The 25,024-nt window shown below is 63.0% G+C and carries 17 protein-coding genes and 1 tRNA gene; 12 read left to right on the forward strand and 6 right to left on the reverse strand.

Annotated features, from left to right (window positions below):
- The first annotated feature begins 34 nt into the window (after nt 1-34).
- Nucleotides 35-2,011: a BCCT family transporter gene (locus tag QMG25_RS07255; RefSeq protein ID WP_283458745.1), complete on the forward strand. Its 1,977-nt coding sequence runs from the start codon at nt 35-37 to the stop codon at nt 2,009-2,011.
- 223 nt (nt 2,012-2,234) lie between these two features.
- Here QMG25_RS07255 and hrpA read toward each other — a convergent pair whose 3' ends face one another.
- Nucleotides 2,235-6,212 (reverse strand): ATP-dependent RNA helicase HrpA, encoded by a 3,978-nt coding sequence (gene hrpA / locus QMG25_RS07260; RefSeq protein WP_283458747.1) that lies wholly within the window; start codon nt 6,210-6,212, stop codon nt 2,235-2,237.
- A gap of 134 nt (nt 6,213-6,346) precedes the next feature.
- A complete protein-coding gene (locus QMG25_RS07265; RefSeq protein ID WP_283458749.1) occupies nt 6,347-7,306 on the reverse strand; it encodes a hypothetical protein in 960 nt (319 codons plus the stop codon).
- Nucleotides 7,307-7,437: 131 nt separating this feature from the next.
- Between QMG25_RS07265 and QMG25_RS07270 the strand changes: the two genes are divergently transcribed.
- Nucleotides 7,438-7,929 (forward strand): GNAT family N-acetyltransferase, encoded by a 492-nt coding sequence (locus QMG25_RS07270; RefSeq protein ID WP_283458751.1) that lies wholly within the window; start codon nt 7,438-7,440, stop codon nt 7,927-7,929.
- 182 nt (nt 7,930-8,111) lie between these two features.
- Nucleotides 8,112-9,989, forward strand: coding sequence for an HNH endonuclease (locus QMG25_RS07275; RefSeq protein ID WP_283458753.1), 1,878 nt, complete (start codon nt 8,112-8,114; stop codon nt 9,987-9,989).
- Between the two features lie 33 nt (nt 9,990-10,022).
- On the opposite strand, the gene QMG25_RS07280 is transcribed toward QMG25_RS07275, so the two are convergent.
- The 3 genes from QMG25_RS07280 to QMG25_RS07290 form a co-directional block, all read right to left on the reverse strand.
- Nucleotides 10,023-10,667 (reverse strand): class I SAM-dependent methyltransferase, encoded by a 645-nt coding sequence (locus tag QMG25_RS07280; RefSeq protein WP_283458755.1) that lies wholly within the window; start codon nt 10,665-10,667, stop codon nt 10,023-10,025.
- A gap of 9 nt (nt 10,668-10,676) precedes the next feature.
- Nucleotides 10,677-11,132 (reverse strand): carboxymuconolactone decarboxylase family protein, encoded by a 456-nt coding sequence (locus QMG25_RS07285; RefSeq protein ID WP_283458757.1) that lies wholly within the window; start codon nt 11,130-11,132, stop codon nt 10,677-10,679.
- Between the two features lie 341 nt (nt 11,133-11,473).
- Complete coding sequence (locus QMG25_RS07290; RefSeq protein WP_283458759.1) at nt 11,474-12,844, reverse strand: GH1 family beta-glucosidase; 1,371 nt, start codon at nt 12,842-12,844, stop codon at nt 11,474-11,476.
- Nucleotides 12,845-12,901: 57 nt separating this feature from the next.
- Between QMG25_RS07290 and QMG25_RS07295 the strand changes: the two genes are divergently transcribed.
- Together QMG25_RS07295 and QMG25_RS07300 are read left to right on the forward strand one after the other, a co-directional pair.
- Complete coding sequence (locus tag QMG25_RS07295) at nt 12,902-13,039, forward strand: hypothetical protein (protein WP_283458761.1); 138 nt, start codon at nt 12,902-12,904, stop codon at nt 13,037-13,039.
- Nucleotides 13,040-13,183: 144 nt separating this feature from the next.
- Entirely contained in the window at nt 13,184-13,507 is a 324-nt protein-coding gene (locus QMG25_RS07300) for a hypothetical protein (RefSeq protein ID WP_283458763.1), read from the forward strand.
- A gap of 80 nt (nt 13,508-13,587) precedes the next feature.
- On the opposite strand, the gene QMG25_RS07305 is transcribed toward QMG25_RS07300, so the two are convergent.
- Nucleotides 13,588-13,660: transfer RNA gene (locus QMG25_RS07305), tRNA-Arg, on the reverse strand.
- A 173-nt stretch (nt 13,661-13,833) separates the two neighbouring features.
- On the opposite strand from QMG25_RS07305, the gene QMG25_RS07310 reads away from it, so the two are divergent.
- The 7 genes from QMG25_RS07310 (at nt 13,834) to rho (ending at nt 24,782) form a co-directional block, all read left to right on the forward strand.
- The gene (locus QMG25_RS07310; protein WP_283458765.1) at nt 13,834-15,120 is read left to right on the forward strand and encodes an MFS transporter; all 1,287 of its coding nucleotides are present in this window, start codon (nt 13,834-13,836) and stop codon (nt 15,118-15,120) included.
- 393 nt (nt 15,121-15,513) lie between these two features.
- Nucleotides 15,514-17,166 carry an arginine--tRNA ligase gene (argS, locus tag QMG25_RS07315; protein WP_283458767.1) on the forward strand — a complete coding sequence of 551 codons (1,653 nt, stop codon included), beginning with the start codon at nt 15,514-15,516 and terminating at the stop codon, nt 17,164-17,166.
- 3 nt (nt 17,167-17,169) lie between these two features.
- Nucleotides 17,170-18,633: a diaminopimelate decarboxylase gene (gene lysA, locus QMG25_RS07320; protein ID WP_283458769.1), complete on the forward strand. Its 1,464-nt coding sequence runs from the start codon at nt 17,170-17,172 to the stop codon at nt 18,631-18,633.
- 49 nt (nt 18,634-18,682) lie between these two features.
- Nucleotides 18,683-20,038 (forward strand): homoserine dehydrogenase, encoded by a 1,356-nt coding sequence (locus QMG25_RS07325; RefSeq protein WP_283458986.1) that lies wholly within the window; start codon nt 18,683-18,685, stop codon nt 20,036-20,038.
- Nucleotides 20,038-21,141 carry a threonine synthase gene (gene thrC / locus QMG25_RS07330; RefSeq protein ID WP_283458770.1) on the forward strand — a complete coding sequence of 368 codons (1,104 nt, stop codon included), beginning with the start codon at nt 20,038-20,040 and terminating at the stop codon, nt 21,139-21,141. Before QMG25_RS07325 ends, thrC begins: the two co-directional genes overlap by 1 nt.
- 27 nt (nt 21,142-21,168) lie before the next feature.
- Nucleotides 21,169-22,137 carry a homoserine kinase gene (thrB, locus tag QMG25_RS07335; RefSeq protein WP_283458773.1) on the forward strand — a complete coding sequence of 323 codons (969 nt, stop codon included), beginning with the start codon at nt 21,169-21,171 and terminating at the stop codon, nt 22,135-22,137.
- 338 nt (nt 22,138-22,475) lie between these two features.
- Nucleotides 22,476-24,782 (forward strand): transcription termination factor Rho, encoded by a 2,307-nt coding sequence (gene rho / locus QMG25_RS07340; RefSeq protein ID WP_283458775.1) that lies wholly within the window; start codon nt 22,476-22,478, stop codon nt 24,780-24,782.
- Nucleotides 24,783-25,024: the final 242 nt, after the last annotated feature.

Genomic DNA, 25,024 nt, shown 5'->3' on the forward strand with positions numbered 1-25,024 from the left:
AGGACTACAATTTGCGCGGACAGGAACTCGATTGATGACGAAGGAAGAAAATTCCGAGATGGACTCGAAGGATGAAAAATCTCTGGATTCAGCAGGTCGTCCGCTTTTGCACAAAATCGAGGAACACTACCCGCACGACATTCACCCGGGACTTGTCCCTGGTATCTCTGTGGATGAACAACGGATCAAATACGGTACTGACAAGCTCGTTTTTACGCTGGCAGCCGTGCTTATTTTGGGATTCATCGCCTGGGGCGTGATCTCAACCGAGTCACTGAAGAGCGTCTCGGATGCTGCGTTGAGTTGGGTGGTTGGCAACACCGGATGGCTCTTCACCGCCCTGGTGTCCCTGGTCCTGGTTTTCATGATCTTCCTGGGGTTCAGCAAGTATGGCCGCATTCCGTTGGGGACGGATGGGGAGAAGCCGGAGTTTTCCAAATTTTCCTGGATCGCCATGATGTTCTCGGCGGGCATGGGCATTGGGTTGTTCTTCTTCGGCCCCTACGAACCTCTGTCGTACTTCATTTCCCCGGCGCCCGGAACAGCTGATCCGGAGACCAGTGAGGCAATTCACAAGGCGATGGCGCAAACCATCTTCCACTGGGGCCTGCATGCGTGGGCACTGTACGCCCTCGTGGGTGCGGCGGTTGCCTACGGCGCCTATCGTCGCGGCAGGGTCCCGTTGATGAGTTCGATTTTCACTTCCTTGTTTGGGAAACGCCAGACCGAAGGTGTCCCGGGGCGCCTGATCGACATGTTTGCCATTGTCGCCACACTTTTCGGCACGGCAGCTTCCTTGGGCATCGGTGCGCTGCAGGTCGGCCGCGGAGTTGAGATTGTCAGCGGCATCGGCAAGCTCCCCAACGCAGGGTTGATTATCATCATTGCGATTCTGAGTGCTGCATTTGTGGCCTCCGCCGTTTCCGGTGTGGGGCGCGGAATTCGGTGGCTCTCCAATATCAACATGACGCTGGCCTTGGTGTTGGCCACTTTCATATTTGTTGCCGGACCGACGCTGTTCCTCTTGAACCTGGTGCCGGCATCGTTGACGGAGTACCTCTCCGAGCTGCTGCACATGATGAGCAAGGGACCTTCGTGGGGTGCCGAAGCGGCGGACTTCTCTGCCACCTGGACAGTCTTCTATTGGGCATGGTGGATCTCGTGGTCCCCGTTTGTGGGGATCTTCCTGGCCCGCATCTCCCGTGGCAGGACACTGCGCGAGTATGTGCTGTACGTCCTTGGTGTTCCCACTGTGGTGTGCGCCCTTGCATTTAGTGTCTTTGGTGGCACCACCATGTGGTTGCGCATGAACGGCGCCGACATCGGCACCAATGCATCACCCCAAGATCTCTTCTTTTCGATGTTGGACCAGTTGCCCCTGGCGCAGCTCACACCCTTCCTTGCCATGACCTGTGTTGCAATTTTCTTCATCACATCCGCAGATTCGGCGTCCGTGGTGATGGGGATACTCTCGCAGCGAGGCAAGGCGGAACCCGACAAGAAGATCGTCGTTTTCTGGGGCTTGGCCATGATGGGCATCGCGGTCGTCATGCTCCTTGTCGGCGGAAACACGGCGTTGCAGGGTCTCCAGAATCTCATTATCGTCTCGGCTTTGCCCTTTGCGATCATCCTGCTGCTGATGATGGTCGCCTTCGCGAAGGACTTGCACACGGATCCGATGATGATCCGGCAAGAGTACGCCGAACAAGCGATTGAGAACGCTGTCAAAGCCGGCATCGACGAACACGGTGACGACTTCGCCCTCACCGTCGAAAAGGCGGCGGATGGTCACGGTGCAGGGGAGGACTTCGACTCCCATGGAAGCGAAGTCACCGACTGGTATCAACGCCACGACGAAGAGGGCGAGCCCGTCGACTATGACTACAAGGCCGGCGAATATGCCGACGGCTGGGTGCCCGAGGATGCTGCGGAGGACGGCTCGCCTGACGAAGTCTCGGCGTCCGATTCGGCATCAGAAGCGGGTTCGGATCCGGATCTTGTGAAGGTGTAGAACGCCCGACCGGGTGCCGTCGACAGGGACTTTACCGCCCGCGTTGCTGCCAAGCTGGCGCTGTCGAGGTCGCGGCGGTTCCCTCGTGGTTCCCCCGCGGCTCTTGGCCAGGCGCACGGTGCTGGAGCGTCTGGCAAGAGTGCCCCGAAAGTGCTGGAGCGTCTGGCAAGAGTGCCCCGAAAGTGCTGGAGCGTCTGAAGGTGGAGGGGCGCTTTGGCTTTCCTTAGGCGGCCAAGGCCTTGGCCATTGCCACCCGGATCCGTTTCGCGGACACCGAATAGGCCGTGCCCAGCTCCACGGCAAACAGGCTGACGCGCAGTTCCTCAATCATCCAGCGCACATGTTCCAGCGCCGCCGTGGACCGCTGCCCGGGCACCAAGGCCGCCATGGCGTCGTCGTACTCGTCTTCCAGATGCTGCACGGCAGCCATCGACTGCCCGTCGCGCGCCACGTTGCTCGGCAGCTTTTCCAGCCGCTGCTCAATGGCGGACAGGTAGCGCGGCAGCTGGCTGAGCTGGGCAAAGCCGGTCTTGGCCACAAAACCCGGGAACACGAGCAGGTCCAGCTGCTGGCGGATGTCGTTCAGCGCGCTGATCAGCGGCAGGCTCGTGGACGACTTCAACGCTTTGTCAATGCGCAGCTTGGACGCCAGGACACGTTCGACGACGGCCGTCACCGAGAACACCGTGTCAATCAGTTCCGCCCTGACCACCTCATACAAGGCAGCAAAGTCCTTTTCGTTCCACGGCAGTTCCGCCGGGGTGAGCTTGTCGATGGTGGCCAGTGTGCAATCGGCAATGAGCTCGGTGACGCTGCCGTGCGGATGCTGACTGAAGGTGAGCTTTTCCTTGTTGCTCAGGTGGTCCAGCACGTACCTGTCGGGGGACGGCACGCGCAGGGCCAGCAACCGGATCACGCCGCCGCGCATGGCCAGATCCTGGGCCGACTGACGCTGAAAAACGCGGATTCCCGCAGTGCTTCCCTCATCGACCAGGGCAGGGTAGCCGGTGACGGTGTGCCCCGAGACCAGGCGCTTGACCTCGCGCGGCAGCGTGCCCACGCTCCACTCGGTGAGCCCGGAGCGTTCTTGGATGCCGGAGGTGTTGGCGGCTGCCTCCTGGCCGTTGTGCGGCGAGGTGCCCCGGGCATCCGTGATGCCCGGGGCTGCCGTGGCGGCCGGGCTGCCCAGTGGCTGCCGTCCGGCCTGCGTGGTCTTGGGCGTGGCCCCCAGGGACTCGGCGATGGCGCGGCGGGTGGCACCGGCCAGCTGTGACTGCAGGGCGGCCAAGTCCTGGCCCTCCTCCAGAATCCGGCCGTTTTTGTCCACGACGGAAAACGCCATGCGCAGATGGGTGGGCACGGCGTCCCAATTCCATGAGCCGGGGGGAATGACATGGCCCTTCAACCGGCGCAGCGCCAGCTCAAGCGAGGGCTCCAATACGTCCACGCCCGGGTCAAAGTCTGCAGCCAGTGCGGCGGCAGCTTGGCGGCCCACATCCGGAGCCGGGATGAAGTTCTTGCGTATGGCCTTGGGCAGCGACTTGATCAACGCGGTGACCATCTCGGCACGCAGTCCTGGGATCTGCCACCTGAAGGGGGCCTCGGGGAGTTGGTTCAGGAACAGCAGCGGCACCTGGACGGTCACGCCGTCGGACGGGTTGGGTGCGGAACCGGGGGCGGTGGGATGGAACTCGTAGGACAGTGGCAGCTCAAACTCGCCCTGCGTCCAGATCTTCGGGAACGCCGCCTCGTCAAGGGCGGGTTCCTCGGCCATGACCACATGGGTGTCAAAGTCCAGCAGCGCCGGGTTCTGGTGCCGTGCGTCCTTCCACCACTTGTCAAAGTGCCGTTCGGAGACCACTTCGTGGCCGATGCGCTCGTCGTAAAACTCAAAGAGCGTCTCGTCGTCCACGCGCAGGTCGCGGCGGCGCATGCGGGTTTCCATTTCCTCAACCTCGGCCAATACGGCCTGGTTGCGGTGGAAGAACTTGTGGTTGGTATGCCAGTCCCCCTCCACCAGCGCATGGCGGATGAACAGCTCGCGGCTGAGTTCCGGATCGATTCGCCCGTAGTGGATGCGCCGGTCCGGCACAATCGGCACCCCATACAAGGTCACCTTCTCGTGCGCCATGACCGAGCCCATTTTCTTGGACCAGTGCGGCTCGCTATAGGTGCGCTTGACCAGATCCGGGGCCACCTGCTCAACCCACAGCGGATCAAACTTCGCAGCCACGCGGGCCCACAGCCTGGACGTCTCTACCAGCTCGGCGGCCATGACCCAGTCCGGGGACTTCTTGAACAGCGCAGAGCCCGGGAACACCATGAACTTGCTCCCGCGCGCGCCTGCGTATTCGCGTTTACGCTGGTCATACAGGCCGATATGGCTCAGTAGGCCGGTCAGCAGAGACATGTGGATGGCGTCGTGGTTGGACACCGGGTCAATGTCCTTGCCCGAGACCCTGATATCAAGGGACTTGCCCATCTGCTTCAGCTGGCTGAAGAGGTCTTGCCACTCGCGCACGCGCAGGTAGTTGATGAACTCGGCCTTGCACAGGCGCCGGAACGCGCTGGAGGACAGTTCTGCCTGCTTTTCCTTGATGTAGCGCCACAGGTTCAAAAAGCCGGTGAAGTCCGAGTTCTCGTCCTGGAATCGCTTGTGCTTCTCTGTGGCGATCTGTTGCTTGTCAGTGGGGCGTTCTCGCGGGTCCTGGATGGTCAGCGCCGCTGCCAGCACCATGACTTCGGCTGCCACGCCGCGCTTGGCGGCCTCCACAATCATCCGGCCCAGCCGCGGGTCTACGGGCAGTTGCGAGAGCTGGCGCCCGACGCCGGTGATGCCGCCTTGGGCGTTCACCGCGCTGAGCTCGCGCAGCAGTGTCACGCCGTCGGTGATGGCCCGGGAATCCGGTGGCTGGACGAACGGAAACTTCTGCACGTCCTTGGGCCCCTTGGCCACGCCCATGGCCGTCATTTGGAGGATGACGGCGGCCAGGTTGGTGCGCAGGATTTCCGGATCGGTGAATTCACTCCGGGCGTTGAAGTCCTCCTCGGAGTACAGCCGGATGCAGATACCGTCGGAAACGCGACCGCAACGGCCCGAGCGCTGGTTGGCCGAAGCCTGTGAGATGCGTTCAATGGGCAGGCGCTGGACTTTTGTCCTGTGTGAATAGCGGGAGATCCGGGCCGTGCCCGGGTCGATCACGTACTTGATGCCCGGCACGGTCAGCGACGTTTCGGCCACATTCGTGGCCAGCACGATCCGCGGACGGGATCCCGGCGTGAACACGGCATGCTGCTCGGCCAGGGACAGCCGGGCAAAAAGTGGCAGGATCTGCACGTTGCGCAACCGCGGGTTTGTTTTAACACGGCCGTGCAGCGCGTCCGCGGCGTCCCGGATTTCACGCTCGCCGGAGAAGAAGATCAAGATATCTCCTGGTGCTTCCCTGGACAATTCATCCACCGCGTCGCACACGGCATCCAGCGGGTCTCGGTCCTCCTCGCTGTTGCCGCCGTCTCTTTGCCTGTCGGAGGCCCCACGGTCCGCGCCCGGGCCGCCGTCGTCCCGGTCTTCCTCTTCATCTCCGGATGCCGGGCCGGAGAGCGGGCGGTAGCGGATGTCCACAGGGAAGGTGCGCCCGGAAACCTCGATGATGGGCGCCGGGCCCTTCGGGGAGGCGAAGTGGGTGGCAAAGCGCTCGGGGTCGATCGTGGCCGAGGTGATGATGACCTTCAAGTCCGGGCGTTGGGGCAGGATCTGCCGGAGGTAGCCCAGGATGAAGTCGATGTTCAGGGAGCGTTCGTGGGCCTCGTCGATGATGATGACGGAATATTTGCGCAGCAGGCGGTCGCGCTGGATTTCCGCCAGCAGGATGCCGTCGGTCATGAGCTTGATCTTGGTGGCCGGGCCCACGTGGCCGGTGAAGCGGACCTGGAAGCCCACCTCTTGGCCGATTTCCACGCCGAGTTCGCTGGCGATGCGTTCTGCCACGGTGCGCGCGGCCAGGCGGCGCGGCTGCGTGTGGCCGATCAGGCCCTTTTCGGCCAGGCCCAGTTCCACACACATTTTGGGGATCTGCGTGGTTTTTCCGGAACCGGTTTCGCCGGCGATGATGGTGACCTGGTTGGCGGCGATGGCGGCCATGAGGTCCTCGCGGCGCTCCGAGACGGGCAGCGCGGGCGGGTAGCTGATAGTCAAAGTCATGGTGCCTTCCAGTTTATGCGCTTTCGGGAGCGCCGGTGCCCGCACTTTCCCCGCACATGCGTGGGTTGGCTGCTTGTGGGGAGGTTCCTGGCCCCCCACAAGCAGCCAAGGTGCGTTTGTGCGCTCCGGGCCGACTATGGAGCAGCAGCCGGTTCTGGCTTGCTCTGGCGCGCCGTGGTGCGAATGGTCAGCGCGTCCCTGGCTGCCATGACAAGAAGCACGACGCCGGCCAGCGCCAGTGCCGCTCCCACAGCGGCGATGGCGACGCCCCAACCCTGCACCGACTCGAAGGACTTGCCGGCGTTGGCCATGGCCTGCCCCGCGACGAGGGCAATGCCGCCAAGGTATCCCAGCAAGGCTCCTGTGGTGATCCTGAGCAGCGCCCGGATGGAAATTTCACGCCAGCGCCTGTCAAGTGCTGCCATCCGCGGGTCGGGCAGGGACGGGCTCCGGGAAACACGGACCAGGGCCAGGAGCGCCGAGCCTGCCATCAGCACGGCCACCACCAGCAGAGGCAGTCCGTAGAACCAGCCGGGGTACGGGCTGGCAGCGGCCGATACATCTGCGTTCTCCAGCCGCAACATGCGGTAGCGGCCGAGTTCGTCAGGGGACGACGTCAGGCCTGCCGCCACTATGAAGGCGATGTAGACCAGCAAAACGACGGCGGGCAGCGCAAGTGCCCAACGTGAAGCAAACGCCCACGGGTTGCGCGGAAGCCCTGCGCCACTTCCGCCGGTGCCGAACGGTTGTTTGGCGACTTGCTGTTTGGCGACGGGGAGAGTCGAGTAAAGCAGCAATCCACCGCTGGCAGACAATCCCGCCGTGAGGGCAAGCGGCAGTCCCACCTGTCCCGTCAGGCCAATCGATGCCCGGAACAAGGCAAGGAACATCACAACGGCAAACACCAGTGAGCCAACAGCACGAACTTGGGCTGCGAGCATGGCTCTGTCCTCGGCCTGCCTGGATGCCACAGCGGATGCCGTCCCGGTTCCCAGGGCGCGCCGTGGCTTCCTGCGGGAAATCCAGGAGGCGACGGCGGAGACGGCCATGGCAGCCGCGAGCAAAACAAGGGCCAGGGCAATCATGCGTGTCATGGAAAAGCCTTTCGGGTACTGCACAAGTGATACAGGCCCAGTCGCTCGCGGGTCAATTCGTTGACGCATGCCGGTCAGGTGGCTGGCATGGTTTGCGGCCTGGGAGATTTAGGGACTGAAAGAATGGTTGCATGACACTGGGAAAATTTGTGCTTGCAGACCGGAATTTTGAGCTTCGGAGAGCAGCGGAATCGGATGTTGGTCCCATTGTTGAGCTCCTTGCCCGCGACCAACTGCGGGCAGTAGTTGAATCCAATGCGCCTGAAGATCGTGCTCCCTATGTCGAGGCGTTTCGTGTGATTGACAACGATCCAGCGCATTTGCTGTGTGTCGTGGACGACGCTGCCGGTTGCGTGGTCGGGACCATGCAACTGACGTTTCTTCCGGGACTGGCGCGTGCCGGTGCGACACGACTGCAGATCGAGGCGGTCAGGGTGGATGAAAGGCTGCGCGGGAGTGGGCTTGGCTCGGCCATGATTTCCTGGGCCGTCGAGGAAGGTCGGCGGCGTGGTGCCGGGCTCGTGCAACTCACGAGCGACAAATCCCGAATTGACGCCCACAGATTTTACGAACGGCTTGGATTTACCCTTTCCCATGCCGGGTTCAAGCTTCAGCTGCCGTGAAGCAGGGATGGTGTGGATACGAAAATAATTATCCACATTATTGGCTGCAGGGCCTGATTCCGGGCTTAAATGTCAGGGGTGCTTCATAGAATAGGAGTAGCAAAGGACCTTGGGAAGACCGTACAAAGATTCTCATTTGGGTCCGTTCCTACTCTCGCTGAACGTATAGGCAGGTGAGCGGCATGGCGGCACAAAAGTGGTTCTTGACCAGCTCCGCAGATGCGCTCGGGGACAGTGCCTTCGGCGGGATCGGCGGGATTGGCGGGAACAGCGGGCTCGGGGACTGCGGCAGTGGTTCCGTGGCTGCGGTTCCCTGTGAATCCCTGCTGCGTCTGGGTGCCGACGCACTGAAACAGTGCAATAACTATTTCAACCCGGTGGTCTTGGCGCAGCTTGACGCGGCGTTGGCGTGCGAACTTGCCCACCAAGCGCGGAACCGCGCGGTGCAATCTGCCGGTGCAGTGGAGCGGGCCATGCGTGAGGGGCACAGCGCAGCAGGATTGGTGCAGTTCGTGCGGAAATCTTCGGCGGACAAATCGGCCGCCACCAAGGCATGTGCACAGGCAGCCCTTGCCACGGACGTCGTCACGTCCTTGGGCGGAACAGCCACGGAACAGGGATTCGACCCCTCCCTGGTGGAGCAAGTCCCGGGTGCTGAACTGATCGATCTGATCGACTGCCTGGAGCAGGCGAAAAACGCGATGTCGGCCGTGCAGGCGCAAGCGCAAACAATCTTTGTTGCCCAGCAGCGGCTTGCTCAGGCGAAAGCTGGGGTTCCCAAGGAAAAACTGGGCAGAGGTGTGGCTGCGCAAGTGGCCCTGGCCCGGCACGAGTCCCCGCATCGTGGACGGCAGCTGTGCGAACTGGCTGAAGTCCTGGTGCGGGAGATGCCCTGCAGCATGCAGGCCTTCGTGACGGGAAAGATCAGCGAGTACAGGGCATCACAGGTGGCCAAGGAAACCGTGTTTCTGTCCTTGGCCCACCGTGCCCATGTCGACGAGCTCGTTTGTGGCGACCCGGACGCTGCAGCACTCATGGGAAACCGCGAATTGGCTGCCGCGAGCAGGAAGGCCGCCTATGCCCTTGACCCCGAAGCCTTCGTCAAGCGCAATGAAAAGGCTGTTGGGGAGCGCTATGTCTCCCTTCGCCCGGCCGCCGACGGAATGACATTTTTGACGGCATTGATCCCGTTGAAACATGGGGTGCGGATCCTGACCACCCTGACCCGGGTTGCGGACATCGTCAGGGCCTCGGGTGACCAGCGCGGGAAGGGCCAGATCATGGCCGATGCCCTCATGCACCGGCTCATTCAGCACACCCCCTGCGACAAGGGGGCAGGAACTCTCAGCGACCACCGCGGTATGCCGGTACCTGCCGGGGGATCACCGAGTTCAGAATATTCGGAAGCCGTGCGCGATCAGCGTCGCCACTCTGATCAGGACGGGCATCCGGGGGCCGCGCTGGAGCCATGGTGCACCACTGTGAACGAGCCGGACATCGCCCTTGAGCTTGTCATGACCGACCGTTCGCTGTTCGGCAATGAAAACGAGCCTGCGGTCCTTGTGGGGCACGAAGCAATCCCCGCACCGCTCGCCCGCGAGTTGATACTTGGCAATGGCGAAGGCCGCGTCGAACATGATGGCGATGAAATCGGAAACAGCTGTGGACCACGGGTGTGGTTGAAACGGCTTTTCACCCATCCGGAAAGCAACATGCTTTTAGCCATGGACTCACGGGCAAGACTCTTCCCGGACGGCATGAAGGAATTTCTCCGGGTGCGGGACCAACGATGCCAAACTCCGTATTGCGACGCACCCATCAGGGAGTACGACCACATCAAGGCGTATGCGGCGGGCGGTCCCACCACAACCAGCAACGGCCAAGGGCTGTGCACTGCCTGCAACCAGGCAAAGGAAGCCCCCGGCTGGTCCTCGCAACGGGACGGCCGGCCAAGCACTGAAATCAGCACACCAACAGGCCATCGATACATCTCCACCGCCCCGCCCCTGCCGGGACCGTCCGGCCACAAACCAAGTCGCAGGACAAACAGGCGGTGCTGAGGAGTGCATCAACCCACGGGCGGGGTGGGGTTGCTACGCCAGACGAACAGCCCGCACGACCTCGTCATGGACGGTGATGGTCTCGCCATTGCGTCCCTTGTCCAGCCTGGGCCGTGATTCGGCCACCTCAACATTCCAACGGTCGGGCTCCAGCGCAGCGCTTGCCTCGACGGCCGTGAAGAAAAGCTCGGAACCCTTGGGCCGGCGTGCGCCTGCGAGGACATCGGATTCCGAATGGCCCACAATCAGCAGGGTTCCACCGGTCGCGACAGCTGCTGCAAGGAGGGCGTACACGCGCTCGCGGTCATTCGGCGGCAGGTGCATGAACTGGAGGCTGACCAGGCTAAAGGAGCAGGCCGGGGGAATCCACTGCAGCAGGTCGCGGTGCTCCCACGTGATGGAACCGCATAGTGACAGCTCCGCCGCATGGTCCCGGGCCCGCTGCAATGCAACTCGCGAAATGTCAACACCTGTCACATGCCAGCCCCGGCCAGCCAACCACACGGAGTCGGCACCTTCCCCGCAGCCAACGTCAAGGGCCGTCTTTCGCTCGGCTGTCGACAACGCGCCCAGCTCCGCCGTCTCGGTCACCAGTTGCGGATTGGGGTTCCCGCTCCACACCGAGCCCTTGCCAGCGTACCGTTCGTCCCAAAAGCCTTCATCAAAAACCCTTGTCATGTGTACAGGCTATACCGGCATGTTCGGCAGTTCCTGGTGCGTGGCAATGGCGAGCCGGTTCCACACGTTGATGGCGGAAATGGCCATCAACAACATGGGCATCTCGTTCTCGCGGAAATGAGTCTCGGCGGCGTCCCAGATCTCGTCCGGGACGCCGCCGGCACTGATCAGGGTGACGGCCTCGGTGAGGGCAATGGCAGCCTGTTCACGGTCTGAGAACAGGGCGGCGGCTTTACGCCAGCCAGCCAGTACGTCAAGCTTGCGCTGGTCCACGCCCGCGGCACGTGCTTCCTTGGCATGCATGTCCAGACAGTAGGCACAGGCGTTGATTTGGGAGGCACGGATCTTCACGAGTGCAAGCAAGTCCTCGCCGAGAGGTCCGCTGTGGATGTACTTTTCCATGTCGTACATGGACTGGACGGCTTGGGGATCGACGTGTTGGATATTCAGGCGCTCGGTGCTCATTATGTCCCTCTTCCTTGGCAAAAAGGTTCCCATGGGGCTTGCTTCAGCTTCCCGCCCCGGGGACGATTGCGCAAGGAGACGGAACCATTGACGCTGGCAGCGAGACGGCTGTTTCAGCTCCCCACGCCTCATGATCGCCCGCCGTTTTGCCGTCTACCGGATCAAAGATATGCGCTGATCGGTGCCAAGTGGGCTGAGCGTCCCAGCCATGCATTTCCCACAACTACCTGGAGCGAGGAGACACAGCATCCGATGAAGGCCATCGTCGTTATGTTTGCCCCGCTCAACCGCCGGTTCCTGCCGCTATATGGCAACGATTGGGTCTCCCAGGAACATAGGGATCAAGGCTGGGTGTGCCGGATCAGGTCCTGGTACCAGTAATAGGAGTCCTTGGGGGTGCGCTTTTGGGTTTCGTAGTCCACGTGCACCAGACCAAAGCGCTGGGAGAAGCCTGCGGCCCACTCGAAGTTGTCCATCAGGGACCAGTAGAAGTAGCCGCGAACGTCCACTCCGGCATCCATGGCGACCCTCAATGCATGGAGGTGGGCGTCCATGAAATCGATCCTGCGCTGGTCGGGCACCCTGCCGTCCACGTCGACTCCCGTGTTGATGGCGGCCCCGTTCTCCGTGATGTAAAGCGGGGGCAGTTTCTTCCCATAGCGTTCCTTGAAGCCCACGAGCAGCTCGGTGAAGGCCGCGGGAACCACCGGCCAGTCAAAGTCGGTGCGCGGGTACCCCTGAAGTTCCCGCAGCGAGAATGGCAGGGAGGCGTCGAGCTCGTGGCCGTCCATCAGGGCAGCTTCCCCCACGGTGGGAGCCCCGACGAGCATGGGGTTGTAGGAGTTGATGCCGTACCAGTCGATAGGCGTGGAAATAACGACCATGTCAGCTTCCGGAACCTCCGGCAGGAGGGAGGCAAGCTCTTGAGGGTAGGCCCCTGTCAAGATTGGGTCGGCAAAGATCCAATTGGCAATGTTGTCGTACAGACCAGCCGCCTGCACGTCTTCTTCACTGGTGCTCGCCGACCACGTCACGGCATGGTTGTTGGCAATTCCAATGTTGGATGCCCCGGCAGCGCGCAATGCCTGGACACCAAGGCCGTGGGCCAGCAGCAGATGGTGGGCGGCAGGGAGCGCACCAAAGCCGAGTTCAAGGCCTGGCGCATGGATGCCTGCCCCGTAGCCCAGCATTGTCAGGACCACGGGCTCGTTGACGGTGATCCAGCGCGGAATCCGATCGGCAAAGTGTTCGCCAACAATCTGCGCATACTCGCCAAAGCGCTCGGCCGTGTCCCGGTTGAGCCAGCCGCCGGCCTGTTCCAATTCCAGCGGGGTGTCCCAGTGGAAAAGCGTGGGACTGGGGGCGATGCCGGCGTCGAGCAGGCCGTCAACGAGCTTGTCATAAAAGCCCAGGCCGGCCGGGTTCACCGGGCCCGTACCACCGGGCTGGATGCGGGACCAGGAGAAACTGAAACGGTAGGCGTCAACACCCAGCTCAGCCATGAGCCGGATGTCTTCCGGATAGCGGTGGTAGTGGTCGCAAGCGACATCGCCGGTGTCCCCGCCCAGGACTCGTCCGGGTTCGGCCACAAAGGCGTCCCAGCTGGAGGGCCCCCGGCCGTCCTCCTTGACTGCTCCTTCGATCTGGTAGGAGGCGGTGGAAACTCCCCAAACAAAGTCGGACGGGAAACGAGGGAGGGCTGGCTTTTCCATGAAGACCTTTCATCGGCGGCCTGTCGGCAGCTTGTTGACGGCTTGGCCCCGAGTTTCATGGATGTGATGGAGGAAGTCAAGGAAGACGAGCTTCGAAACGACCCGTATCCCGAGGATGCCATCCAGTTCAGGATTCCCGTCCTGCACGCCAGCTGGATGCAGGCAGTTGAACGCACCACGGTGGGCCTGGCCTGACCGCCTGGGAACACCGACACCCGGCCGCGATGGGAACTGCTCCCCATCGAACAACCGTGCCTGTCGTGCCTAGGATGGAGGCAGGCAGTTGTCGATGCCCGCCCACCGCGCACGGAAAAACTATGATCAAAGAAAGCAGCCACCATGCATGCACCCGCAACCAAAACGATGACCCTGCAACAACCAGTTGAACAGGTCTTTGCCGCCGTTGTGAAGACTGTTGAGGCTGGAAAGTATGTGCCGGGTGAGGTGGATGCAGGCAACTTCAGGATCGCCTTCGCCAGCGGCAAGACCGCCCTGTCCTGGGGCAATGAGTATATTGCCACGGTGAGCGCGGCATCCGGAGGCACCTTGCTTGAGCTGGAGTGCGGCGGCATTGACGGCGCACCCAAGGCCCTTATGGACAAATGGAAAAACGGCAAGCAGGCCGAGAAGGCACTGGCGGCCATTGCATCGAACCTGTCATAGCATCGAGCTTGGCGCGGTAAACAAGAAATGGTGCCCGGCCCAGCGAAGTGATTCGCAAAGCCGGACACCATCAAACAATGTGCCCTCGATAGGATTCGAACCTACGACCTTCCGCTCCGGAGGCGGACGCTCTATCCCCTGAGCTACGAAGGCGTGGCAACCGTGGCTGCCAAAGGGAACGAGAAAGAGCTTAGCAGGTGTAGGGCTCCGGAAGTAAAACCCGCGCCGGGGGTGCTGCGCAGGAGCAGAAAATTTCAGCCGGAGCGCCACCAGTTCTGGGCGGTAGGCCGCCAATTACGGGGTAACGTTGGGGCAATGGTGAGAACATGATCGTGAAAAAGCAGCAGAAGGTGTGGCTTTTTGCGGTAGCCATTGTGCTGACGGCAATGACCTTGCGCGGCGCCGTGACAGTGGTGCCGCCGCTGATCTCAACCATTGACCAGGACCTGCCGCTCACGGCGGCCTCGATTGGCATTCTTGGCATGCTCCCGACCGCCGCTTTCGGTCTCTTCGGCTTCCTGACCCCTTACGTGCTCCGCCTGGCGTCGCTGGAAAAGCTCATCGTCGCCTCCATTCTTCTGGGCATCGTGGGTCAGATCGCCCGCGTCATGGTCCCCACCACCCCGTTGTTCCTTGTCTTTTCGGTCGTGGCCTTTGGCGGACTTGGTGCCGGAAACGTGCTCCTGCCGCCTCTGGTGAAGAAGCATTTCCCCACGAAGATTGGCCTCATGACAGCCACCTATGTCACGGCGATCTCGATCGGCACCGCGCTCCCGGCCCAGCTCGCCGTCCCCGTCGCCGACGCCGCAACCTGGCAATTTTCCCTCGCCTCCTGGGCCGGGCTTTCCACTGTCGCGTTGATTCCCTGGTTTGTGGCGTTTTTTTCGCCAAGAACGACGCCGGCCGCGGCCACTGCGCCTCCCTCTCCTGCCGCCGTGGCTCCCACGGACACCGGGCAGGTGGACATAGTTGTTCATTCGTCCACGCCCGCAGCGGCTGCACCTCCCGCCAAGATGAATCTGTGGCGCTCACCTACGGCGTGGGGGCTGACGTTCATGTTCGGCTGCACCTCGTTGAACACTTATGCGATGTTCGCGTGGCTGCCGGAAGTACTCACACAGGCAGGTTTGGACAGGGCCCATGCCGGTTCGATGCTGGCGCTTTTTGGTGCCCTTGGCCTGCCGTTGAGTTTGGGTATTCCGCTGATTGCTTCGAAGATGCGCAACCCGTTTCCGGCCGTGCTGGTGATGCTGGGATGTTTCACTGCCGGCTATTTGGGCCTACTGCTGTCGCCGGCCGACGGCACCTGGATTTGGGTGTCATTGACGGGGTTGGGGCCGGGCACTTTCCCGTTGGCCCTGCTGCTGATCAACCACAGAACCCGCACTCACGTAGGCGCAGGGGCGCTCTCGGGCTTTGGCCAGGGCATGGGTTACACGCTGGCGTGCACGGGACCGTTGTTCTTCGGCTTGCTGCGCCAATGGACAGGCTCGTGGACTGCTCCGTTCCTGTTCCTGTTCGCCACGTTGCTGCTTTTGGGTGTTGGCGCCTACATGATTTGCCGCCCGCGGATGCTTGAGGACGATTTCGAGCCCATCCCCGCCGCCGCCTAAGCCACCAAACCGCGCCCGGGCCGCACGCCTGCGTCCGGCCCGCGAAACCGTGGCTGGCCAACAGCGGGTTCGCGGGCCAGGCGCGGGCAAGCGGCCGAGACGCGGGCAAGCGGCCGAGACGCGGGCAAGCGGCCGAGACGCGGCTTCGCGGACTCGATTGCCGTCGACAACACGGCAACGCGCCGCCTGCATGTGGGGCTGCGGGGCTGTGGGGTGCTGCGCTGCTGGGGCTGCGGGGCATGCGGGGCTGTGGGGTGCTGCGCTGCTGGGGCTGCGGGGCATGCGGGGCTGTGGGGTGCGGCGCTGCGGAGCGAGGTTATGGTGCGCTCCACATTTTGGGCGGAACGGGTCCGGATTGGGGGTGGGTGCGGCCGGAACCGTACACTTGTCTATGTGACTCCTGAAGAACTTTCTGCCGCCATTACCGCCTGCCTAAAAGATGCCGTCGACGCCGGTGAACTCAACGTCCCTGCCGAAGCCTTGCCGAAGGAAGTCCGGGTGGAGCGTCCCAAGAGTCGCGAGCACGGCGACTGGGCCACCAACATTGCCCTCCAGCTGGCCAAGCCGGCAGGGGTTGCACCGCGCAAGATCGCCGAAGTTCTCAGTACCCGCTTGGCGCAGATCCCCGGCGTTTCCCAGGTGGACATTGCCGGCCCCGGCTTCTTGAACATCGTTCTTGACGCGGCCGCAGCGGGTGAATTGGCCAAGGCCATCGTGGAGGCCGGCGCGAGCTACGGCAGCAACTCCCAGATGGCCGGCACCAAGATCAACCTCGAATTTGTCTCCGCCAACCCCACTGGTCCCATCCACTTGGGCGGCACCCGCTGGGCCGCGGTGGGGGACTCCCTGGCACGGATCTTCCAGTCGCAGGGCGCGGATGTCACCCGTGAGTACTACTTCAACGACCACGGCAACCAGATCGACAAGTTTGCCCGCTCCCTGCTCGCCAGCGCCGCGGGCCAGCCCGCCCCCGAGGACGGCTACGGCGGAGCGTACATTGAGGACATCGCCGCCGAGGTCGTGGCGAAGAACCCGGAGATCCTCGCGAGCGAGGACCCGCAGGAAGGTTTCCGTGCGCAGGGCGTGGAGCTCATGTTCGCCGCCATCCGGGCGTCCCTGCACGAATTCGGTGTCGATTTTGACGTGTACTTCCACGAAAATTCACTCTTTGAAGACGGTGCCGTGGAGAAGCTCCTCGAGCAGCTCAAGGGCTCGGGCAACATCTACGCCAAGGACGGCGCCTGGTGGCTGAACTCCACCGAATATGGCGACGACAAGGACCGGGTGGTCATCAAGAGTGACGGCAACGCAGCCTACATCGCCGGTGACATCGCCTACTTCAAGAACAAGCGCGACCGCGGTTTCGACCTGTGCATTTACATGCTCGGCGCAGACCACCATGGCTACGTGGCCCGCCTCAAGGCAGCTGCGGCAGCCATGGGCGACGACGCCAACCGCGTTGAAGTGCTCATCGGGCAGATGGTGAACCTGGTCCAGGAAGGCAAGCCCGTGCGCATGTCCAAACGGGCCGGAACGGTTGTCACCATGGAGGACCTGGTCGAGGTGGTCGGCACGGATGCCGCACGCTACTCGCTGGCCCGCTTCTCCTCCGACTCCAACATTGACATCGACCTGGACGTACTGACCAAGCGCTCCAACGAGAACCCCGTGTTCTACGTCCAGTACGCCCACGCCCGCACCTCTGCGGTGGCCCGCAACGCCGCAGCTGCCGGTGTGGAGCGCACGTCCTTCGACGCCGCAGCACTGAACCACGCCACCGAATCCGAGCTGTTGGCGGTCCTGGGACAATACCCGGGCGTGCTCAGCCAAGCGGCCTCCTCCCGCGAACCGCACCGCGTGGCCCGCCACCTGGAGGTCATCGCCGGCGCCTACCACCGCTGGTACGACGCCTGCCGGGTCGCCCCCATGGGCGAGGAAGCCGTCACCGACACCAACCGCACACGCCTCTGGCTCAACGACGCCGTGGGCCAGGTCCTGGCCAACGGGCTGTCCCTGTTGGGCGTAACAGCTCCGGAACGGATGTAGAAAATGACCGACACCAATACTTCACGCCAAGTGGCCGGCGCGCAGCTGGCGCCCGAGTGGCTGCCTGCCGCCGGCGACCCCAATGAGCTGGTGCCCGCCATGTGGGCGCACGACGTCGAACGTGGCGGACACGGCGAACTCGCCATCAGCGGAATCCCGGTCGGCGAGCTCAAGGCACAGTTTGGCACGCCCTTGTTCGTCATGAGCGAGGACGACTTCCGTGCCCGCGCCAGGATGTTCAAGGACGCTTTCGACGCGGCATTTGCAGATATCTGCGGCGGCGTGGACGTGTACTACGCAGGCAAGGCCTTCCTGTCCACCGAGGTGGCCCGCTGGGTGGACTCCGAGGGCCTGCGCCTTGACACTTGTTCCGGTGGCGAGCTGGCGGTGGCAAAGCGCGCCGGGCTCAAGGGCGAAAACCTTGGCCTGCACGGCAACAACAAGTCCGACGCCGAGATCAACCGTGCCCTGGACATGGGCCTGGGCCGCATTGTGGTGGACAGCCTGCACGAACTCAAGCGCGTGGCAGCCCTGGCCTCAGCGCGGAACGCGACGGCCAATGTGATGCTGCGCGTGACCCCCGGCGTGCACGCCCATACGCACGAATCAATCGCCACGGCCCACGAAGACCAGAAGTTCGGTCTTTCGCTTATCTCCGCGGACCCGGATGCTCCCGGCATGGCTGCTGCGGAAGCCGCCTCCGAACTGGCCGTGGAAGCGGAAAGCATCAACTTCCTTGGCTTCCACGCGCATATCGGCTCGCAGATTTTCGAAGCCGAAGGCTTTGGCATCGCAGCCCGCAAGCTGCTGGCCTTCACCCATGACATCCAAAAAAAGCACGGCGTGAGCCTGCCCGAGCTTGACCTTGGCGGCGGCTACGGCATCGCCTACACGGCCGTTGACACCCCCCGGCCGGCGGCCGAAGTCGCTGCGGCGATGGCCGACGTCGTGCGGGAGACGTGTGCTGAGCTGGGCATGGCGTGCCCGCGGATCTCCATTGAGCCGGGCCGCGCCATCGTGGGCAGCACCACGTTCACGCTGTATGAGACGGGCACGCTGAAAACCGTGCAGGTGGAAGTTGACGGGCAGCCGGATGTGACGGCCCCGCGCCGCTATGTGTCGGTGGACGGCGGCATGAGCGACAATGCCCGCCCGGTGCTTTATGAAGCGGATTATTCCGCAGTTCTGGCCAACCGCGCCTCCGCAGCCGCTCCCGCGCTGTCCCGAGTGGTGGGCAAACATTGCGAGAGTGGTGACATTGTTGTTAGAGATGTGTATCTGCCCCATGACGTGGCGGCTGGCGACCTGCTTGCGGTTCCCGGAACGGGCGCGTACTGCTGGGCACTGGCCAGCAACTACAACTACGTGCCCCGGCCGCCCGTGGTGGCAATAAAGAACGGCGTCGCACGCTTGATAGTGCGCGGCGAAACAGAAGACGATTTGCTGGCACGCGATTTAGGGGCCTAGAGAGACTTTGACAGAGCGCAACACCGTGGACACCAACGTGTCCGAAAACATTAAAACCCTGAAAGTGGCGCTCCTGGGCGCCGGAAATGTGGGCTCGCAGGTTGCCCGCATTCTGCTCGAGGACGCCGACGCGTTGGCTGCCCGCACGGGTGCCCGACTCAAGCTCGTGGGGATTGCCGTGCGCAACGTCGACGCCCCGCGCGACGTTGCGGCCCCCCGGGAGCTGTACACCACCGACGCCTCGGCCCTTGTGCGCAATGCCGACATTGTCATTGAGCTCATGGGCGGCATGGAACCGGCCCGCACGCTGATTCTTGAAGCCATTGAGCACGGGGCCGCCGTGGTCACGGGCAACAAGGCACTGCTGGCGGTTGACGGACCCACCTTGTACGAGAAAGCGGATGCCGCCGGCGTGCAGCTTTCCTACGAGGCCGCCGTGGCCGGGGCCATCCCCATCCTGCGCCCCATTACGGACAGCCTGGCGGGGGACAAGATCACCCGCGTCATGGGCATTGTCAACGGCACCACCAACTACATCCTCGACGCCATGGATTCCACCGGCGCGCAGTTTTCCGACGCACTGGCCGACGCCACCCGTCTGGGCTATGCCGAAGCTGATCCCACCGCGGATATCGAAGGGCACGACGCCGCAGCCAAGGGAGCCATTTTGGCCTCGCTGGCCTTCCATACGCGTTTCGCGCTGTCGGACGTGCACTGCCAGGGCATCACGGGCGTGACGGCCGAGGACATTGCCGCGGCCAAGGATGCTGGCTACGTCATCAAGCTGCTGGCCATCGCCGAGAAGCTGAGCAATCCCGAGGCGGGCCGGACGGACGGGACGGACGACGGCGGCGCCCCGGACTTGGGCGTCAGCGTGCGGGTGCACCCGACACTGTTGCCGCGCGAACATCCGCTGGCTGCCGTGCGCGGTGCGTACAACGCCGTGTTTGTGGAAGCCGAGTCCGCCGGGGAGCTCATGTTCTACGGCCGCGGTGCCGGTGGAGCTCCCACGGCCTCGGCCGTCATGGGCGATGTTGTTTCCGCAGCCCGCCGCTTGGTGTTGGGCGGCCCGGGCCGCACTGATTCGACTATTGAAGTGCTGCCGGTGCTGCCCATCGAGGCCGTGTCCACGCGCTACTACATAGACATGGATGCCGCGGACCAGCCCGGCGTGCTGTCGAAGATTTCCGCGCTGTTTGCCGAGCACGGCGTCTCCATTGAGACGATGCGCCAGAGCACGCACCGTGAGCGCGAGGAAGCCGTGAATGCGGGGCCCGGTTCCGCCGAGCTGCGCATTGTCACGCACCGTGCCAGCGAAGCTGCCCTGGCAGCAACCGTCGAAGCCATCAAGGGCCTTGACGTTATTAATTCAGTGACAAGTGTCTTGAGGGTGGAGGGAGTCTAATGGCTCACCAGTGGCGCGGAGTGGTCCGCGAATATGCAGAGCGTTTGCCGGTAACGGCGGAAACCAAGGTCATCACGCTGGGGGAGGGTGGCACACCATTGGTGTACGCCCAGCAGCTCTCCGCCCTGACGGGGTCCGAGGTGTACTTGAAGGTCGAGGGCATGAACCCCACCGGATCCTTCAAGGACCGCGGCATGACCATGGCCATGACGGCGGCTGTCGCCGCCGGCGCCAAGGCCGTGGTGTGCGCCTCGACGGGCAACACCTCGGCGTCGGCCGCTGCCTACGCCAAGGCCGCAGGCCTGACGTGCGCCGTGCTGGTGCCCGAAGGCAAGATCTCCATGGGCAAGCTCAGCCAGGCGGTGGCCCACGGCGCCACCCTCCTGCAGGTCGACGGCAACTTCGACAACTGCTTGGACGTTGCGCGCAAGCTGGCCGACTCCTACCCGGTGTTCCTGGTGAACTCGGTCAACCCGGCACGCATCGAGGGCCAGAAGACCGGTGCCTTTGAGGTGGTTGATGCCCTGGGTGACGCCCCCGACTACCATGTGTTGCCTGTCGGCAACGCAGGGAACATCAGCGCCTATTGGCGCGGATACAAGGAATACTGCGCACCGTACGAGTCCGTGGAAAACGGCACCTTGGCGCCGGTTTCCACCCACACCCCCATCATGTGGGGTTTTCAGGCTGCCGGGGCTGCCCCGTTTGTGGCAGGCCACCCCATCACCGAACCGGACACCATTGCCACCGCCATCCGCATTGGCAACCCGGCCTCGTGGGACTTGGCCATTGCCGCCCGCGACGAATCAGGCGGACTCATTGAAGCTGTCACGGATGAGGAAATTCTCGCCGCACACCGCTGGCTCTCCGCCAAGGAAGGCGTCTTTGTGGAGCCTGGCTCCGCAGCAGGCGTTGCAGGCCTCATCAAGAAGCACGCGGCCGGAGAAGTCCCCACCGGCAAGACCTTCGTCATCACTGTCACCGGCCACGGCTTGAAGGATCCCGACTGGGCCTTGAAGAACGCCGACGGCAGTTCCGTCACGCCCACCTCAGTGCCCTTTGACGTGGTCACAGTTGCCGGCGCACTGGGTTTGACGGACTAGCAGCACACCATCATGACAGGGTCCACCATGACATCCCCGCTTTTAAAAACACCCCTGGCCGGGGTCACCGCCACAGTGCGCGTGCCCGGCACCAGCGCCAACCTCGGTCCGGGCTTTGACTCCCTGGGCTTGGCGGTATCGCTCTACGACACGTTGAGCATCACCACCTTGGATACGCCGGAACTGGAATTTGAGCTAAGCGGGGAAGGGGTGGATCAACTTCCCCGGGATGCCAGCCACCTTGTGGTGAAGACCCTTGACCTTGCTTTGGAACGTCTGGGCTACAGCCGTGCGGGACTGCGGGTTGCTGCAGCCAATGTACTCCCGCACGGCCGTGGCCTGGGCTCCTCGGCGTCGGCCATCGTGGCGGCCGTCCTGGCAGCCAACGCCCTTGTCGAGGATGCCGACCAACAGGATTCTGCCTGGGTGCTGCAGCTCGCCTCCGAGCTGGAAGGCCACCCGGACAACGTGGCGCCGGCCCTCTTTGGTGCCGTGGCCGTCTCGTGGCAGGAAGGCGACGGATACTCCAGCGCCAAGGTCACGCCGTCGGACTTGGTTGTGCCGGTGGTGGCCATTCCCAACGTTGAATTGAAAACCGAGCGGGCCCGCGGCATGCTGCCTGCCACCGTGCCGCACGCCGATGCGGCTGCGAACTCGGGCAGGGCGGCGCTGCTCATGCACGCCTTGACGGCCGATCCCTCCCTGCTGCTGGCCGGCACACGCGACTACCTGCACCAGGACTACCGTGCAGCAGCCATGCCCGAAAGCGCGGCACTGGTCGCAGAACTGCGGGCTGCGGGCCATGCGGCCTTTATTTCCGGTGCCGGTCCCACGGTCATGGTGTTGGCCAATGGCGGTGCGGAAGCGGACGTAATTGTGCAAAGCATCACCGAATGGGGTGCAAATGCGAAAAAAGTTGCCGAACACGGCCTGTCTTGGCGAGTTTTGCGGCTGCAGCTTGACCTTGAAGGTGCTAAAGTGGAAGTGCATCCTTAGCTTGTAGACAAGTTCCACCGACCACTTGATATTCGGCCGGTGTGGACATGTTCAATGCTTGTAGAACTCTTGATGCCGCTATTGCGGTCCGTGCCATCTAGCACAGTGACTGCTGGATCAATGTACGGCAGCCGTCGAATTGTTCCTAGGATCGTTCCCATGTGAGAAAAGATTCAAGGCGTGAATTGCACCATACTCCTAGCCCCTTCGGGTGGCATTGGAGCATGGAACCTCAGATATTTCCCTCGGCCAGCCAGTGCGGCTGCACTTGGGGGACTCTGACACTAATCATCGCGGCCCCAATAATTGGGCCCGCCATCGAGGGGGAAGGATCCTTCGTGACCGAAACCGTAATTTCAGCCGCTGATTCCCAAGCAGCTGATGTGGACACCACTGCCAAGTCGGCACCTGTCAAGTCTGCCGGACTTGCCGGATTGAAATTGGCACAGTTGCAGGTTCTGGCAGGCCAGCTGGGCATCACGGGAGGCTCCAGGATGCGCAAGGGCGATCTCGTTGACGCGATTTCCGCTCATCAGCGCGGTTCCTCCGTGGCGGACCGCTCCAGCCGCTCGCCGGAGAAGTCCGCCGAGCAGGCCGACGCCAAGTCCGCTCCCAACGAGTCGGCTCCGGCCAAGCGCGGCGGTTCCCGCAAGGGCGCGGCAACTCAGGCGGCCGCCGAGTCGGGCACCGCCAAAACTGTTGAAGCCAAGACCAGCGAGACCAAATCCGACGAGGCAAAGTCGAGCACTGCAGCAGCCTCCGGTGAGTCCGACACAGCCGGCGATCGCCCGGCCCGTGGTCGTGGCCGCAGCCGCCGGGCAGCAAGCAGCGACGGCATCATCACCACCGGTGCAGACTCCGCTGGCCGGGAATCAGGAACGCAGGCAGCTGCACAGGAACCTACGGCCCCCGCAGAGTCGAATGAAAACACTGCCGCCGCGGATCACGACGGCGACAACCGCCGCCAGCCCCGCACCCGCAACCGCCGTGCACAGGGTGGTGGACGCCAGCAGGAAGCCAGCAACGATGCTTCCACAAGCAGCGAATCCGCACCCGCAGAGTCGGGCGAAAACGCCCAGACAACGTCCGGACAGGGCTCGGCAGGCCAAGCAACCTCCGGCCAGGGCGAAAACGGTGAAGGCAGCGGCCGCAACCAGCGCGGCAACAATCAGCGCAACCAGCGCGGCAATGAGCGCAACAACAACGACCGTTCCAACAGCGATCGTTCAACCAACGACCGTTCAAGCAGCGATCGCAGCCAAGACGATCGCAATGACGAAGATGGCTCGCGGAACAACCGCAACCGCCGCAACCGTCGCGACCGCAACACCAACGACTCCAATGATCGCAATGACCGCGGTGGAAACAACAACCGCAGCGACCGCAACGATCGCAACGACCGTTTCCGGGATCGCAACGAACGCCGCCGCGGCCGCGGCCAGGGCCCGGATTTTGATGACACGGAGTTGACCGAGGACGACGTGCTGTTGCCCGTGGCCGGTATCTTGGACATCTTGGAGAACTACGCCTTTGTGCGCACCTCCGGCTACCTGCCCGGCTCCAATGATGTTTACGTTTCACTGGCGCAGGTGAAGAAGCACAACCTGCGCAAGGGAGACGCCGTGGTTGGCGCCATTCGTGCGCCGCGCGAAGATGAAGATCGCAGCCAGGCCCAGAGCGCACGCCAGAAGTTCAACGCCCTGGTGCGCGTCACAAGCGTCAACGGCAAGAACCCCGAGGAACTCAAGAACCGCGTGGAGTTTGCCAAGCTGGTGCCGTTGTATCCGTCCGAGCGCCTGCGCTTGGAAACCGATCCCAAGGTTATTGGCACCCGTGTCATCGACTTGGTGGCACCCATCGGCAAGGGCCAGCGTGGTTTGATCGTGTCCCCGCCCAAGGCTGGCAAGACCTTGATCCTGCAGTCGATTGCCAATGCGATCACGATCAACAACCCTGAGGTTCACCTCATGATGGTGCTTGTTGACGAACGCCCTGAAGAAGTCACCGACATGCAGCGCACTGTCAAGGGTGAGGTCATTGCCTCAACCTTCGACCGGCCTGCGGACGACCACACCCAGGTTGCCGAGCTGTCCATTGAACGCGCCAAGCGCCTGGTGGAAATGGGCATGGACGTTGTTGTGCTGTTGGACTCCATGACCCGTCTGGGCCGTGCCTACAACAACTCGGCTCCGTCTTCGGGACGCATTCTCTCCGGAGGTGTGGATTCGGCCGCGCTGTACCCGCCCAAGCGCTTCTTCGGTGCCGCCCGCAACATTGAAAACGGTGGCTCGCTGACCATTTTGGCCACGGCACTGGTGGAAACCGGTTCCAAGGCCGACGAGGTCATCTTTGAAGAGTTCAAGGGCACAGGCAACATGGAGCTTCGCTTGGCACGCCAGTTGGCCGACAAGCGCATCTTCCCGGCTGTCGACGTCAACGGCTCGGGTACCCGTCGTGAGGAAAACCTGCTCTCACCCGAAGAGGTCAAGATCATGTGGCGCCTGCGCCGCGTCCTCTCCGGTCTGGAGATGCAGCAGTCGCTTGAACTGCTGACCTCAAAGATTCGCGAGACGCAGTCCAACGTCGAGTTCCTCATGCAGATCCAGAAGACAACGCTGGGTTCCAAGGCCGAACAAGACAAATAGCTGTTCACAAGGGGCGGGACCGTACATCACTGTGCGGCCCGCCCCTTGGCGTTGGTGCGGTGGCCGGTTCCGTCGACGGACCTGCGTTTTCCCGTCCGGCTATCCGACCCGTCGGCCGCGGGCGGCCTTTGGGGTCTCCTTTACGCCGGACTACATAAAACGCCGGCTCCGCCGCCTGCGGCCGACTTCTCACCGGACGACCATGCGCGTGGGAACGGCTGTTCGGAGCAGCCCCGCAGAAG

Origin of the sequence: Arthrobacter sp. H35-D1 (assembly GCF_030063185.1) — a bacterium.
In the GTDB taxonomy this organism is placed as follows: domain Bacteria; phylum Actinomycetota; class Actinomycetes; order Actinomycetales; family Micrococcaceae; genus Specibacter.

Excerpts from the sequence above, each read along its gene's own strand:
- QMG25_RS07255 (WP_283458745.1), top strand. The coding sequence starts at position 35 with ATGACGAAGGAAGAAAATTCCGAGATGGACTCGAAGGATGAAAAATCT.
- hrpA (WP_283458747.1), bottom strand. The coding sequence starts at position 6,212 with ATGACTTTGACTATCAGCTACCCGCCCGCGCTGCCCGTCTCGGAGCGC.
- QMG25_RS07265 (WP_283458749.1), bottom strand. The coding sequence starts at position 7,306 with ATGACACGCATGATTGCCCTGGCCCTTGTTTTGCTCGCGGCTGCCATG.
- QMG25_RS07270 (WP_283458751.1), top strand. The coding sequence starts at position 7,438 with ATGACACTGGGAAAATTTGTGCTTGCAGACCGGAATTTTGAGCTTCGG.
- QMG25_RS07275 (WP_283458753.1), top strand. The coding sequence starts at position 8,112 with ATGGCGGCACAAAAGTGGTTCTTGACCAGCTCCGCAGATGCGCTCGGG.
- QMG25_RS07280 (WP_283458755.1), bottom strand. The coding sequence starts at position 10,667 with ATGACAAGGGTTTTTGATGAAGGCTTTTGGGACGAACGGTACGCTGGC.
- QMG25_RS07285 (WP_283458757.1), bottom strand. The coding sequence starts at position 11,132 with ATGAGCACCGAGCGCCTGAATATCCAACACGTCGATCCCCAAGCCGTC.
- QMG25_RS07290 (WP_283458759.1), bottom strand. The coding sequence starts at position 12,844 with ATGGAAAAGCCAGCCCTCCCTCGTTTCCCGTCCGACTTTGTTTGGGGA.
- QMG25_RS07295 (WP_283458761.1), top strand. The coding sequence starts at position 12,902 with ATGGATGTGATGGAGGAAGTCAAGGAAGACGAGCTTCGAAACGACCCG.
- QMG25_RS07300 (WP_283458763.1), top strand. The coding sequence starts at position 13,184 with ATGCATGCACCCGCAACCAAAACGATGACCCTGCAACAACCAGTTGAA.
- QMG25_RS07310 (WP_283458765.1), top strand. The coding sequence starts at position 13,834 with ATGATCGTGAAAAAGCAGCAGAAGGTGTGGCTTTTTGCGGTAGCCATT.
- lysA (WP_283458769.1), top strand. The coding sequence starts at position 17,170 with ATGACCGACACCAATACTTCACGCCAAGTGGCCGGCGCGCAGCTGGCG.
- thrC (WP_283458770.1), top strand. The coding sequence starts at position 20,038 with ATGGCTCACCAGTGGCGCGGAGTGGTCCGCGAATATGCAGAGCGTTTG.
- thrB (WP_283458773.1), top strand. The coding sequence starts at position 21,169 with ATGACATCCCCGCTTTTAAAAACACCCCTGGCCGGGGTCACCGCCACA.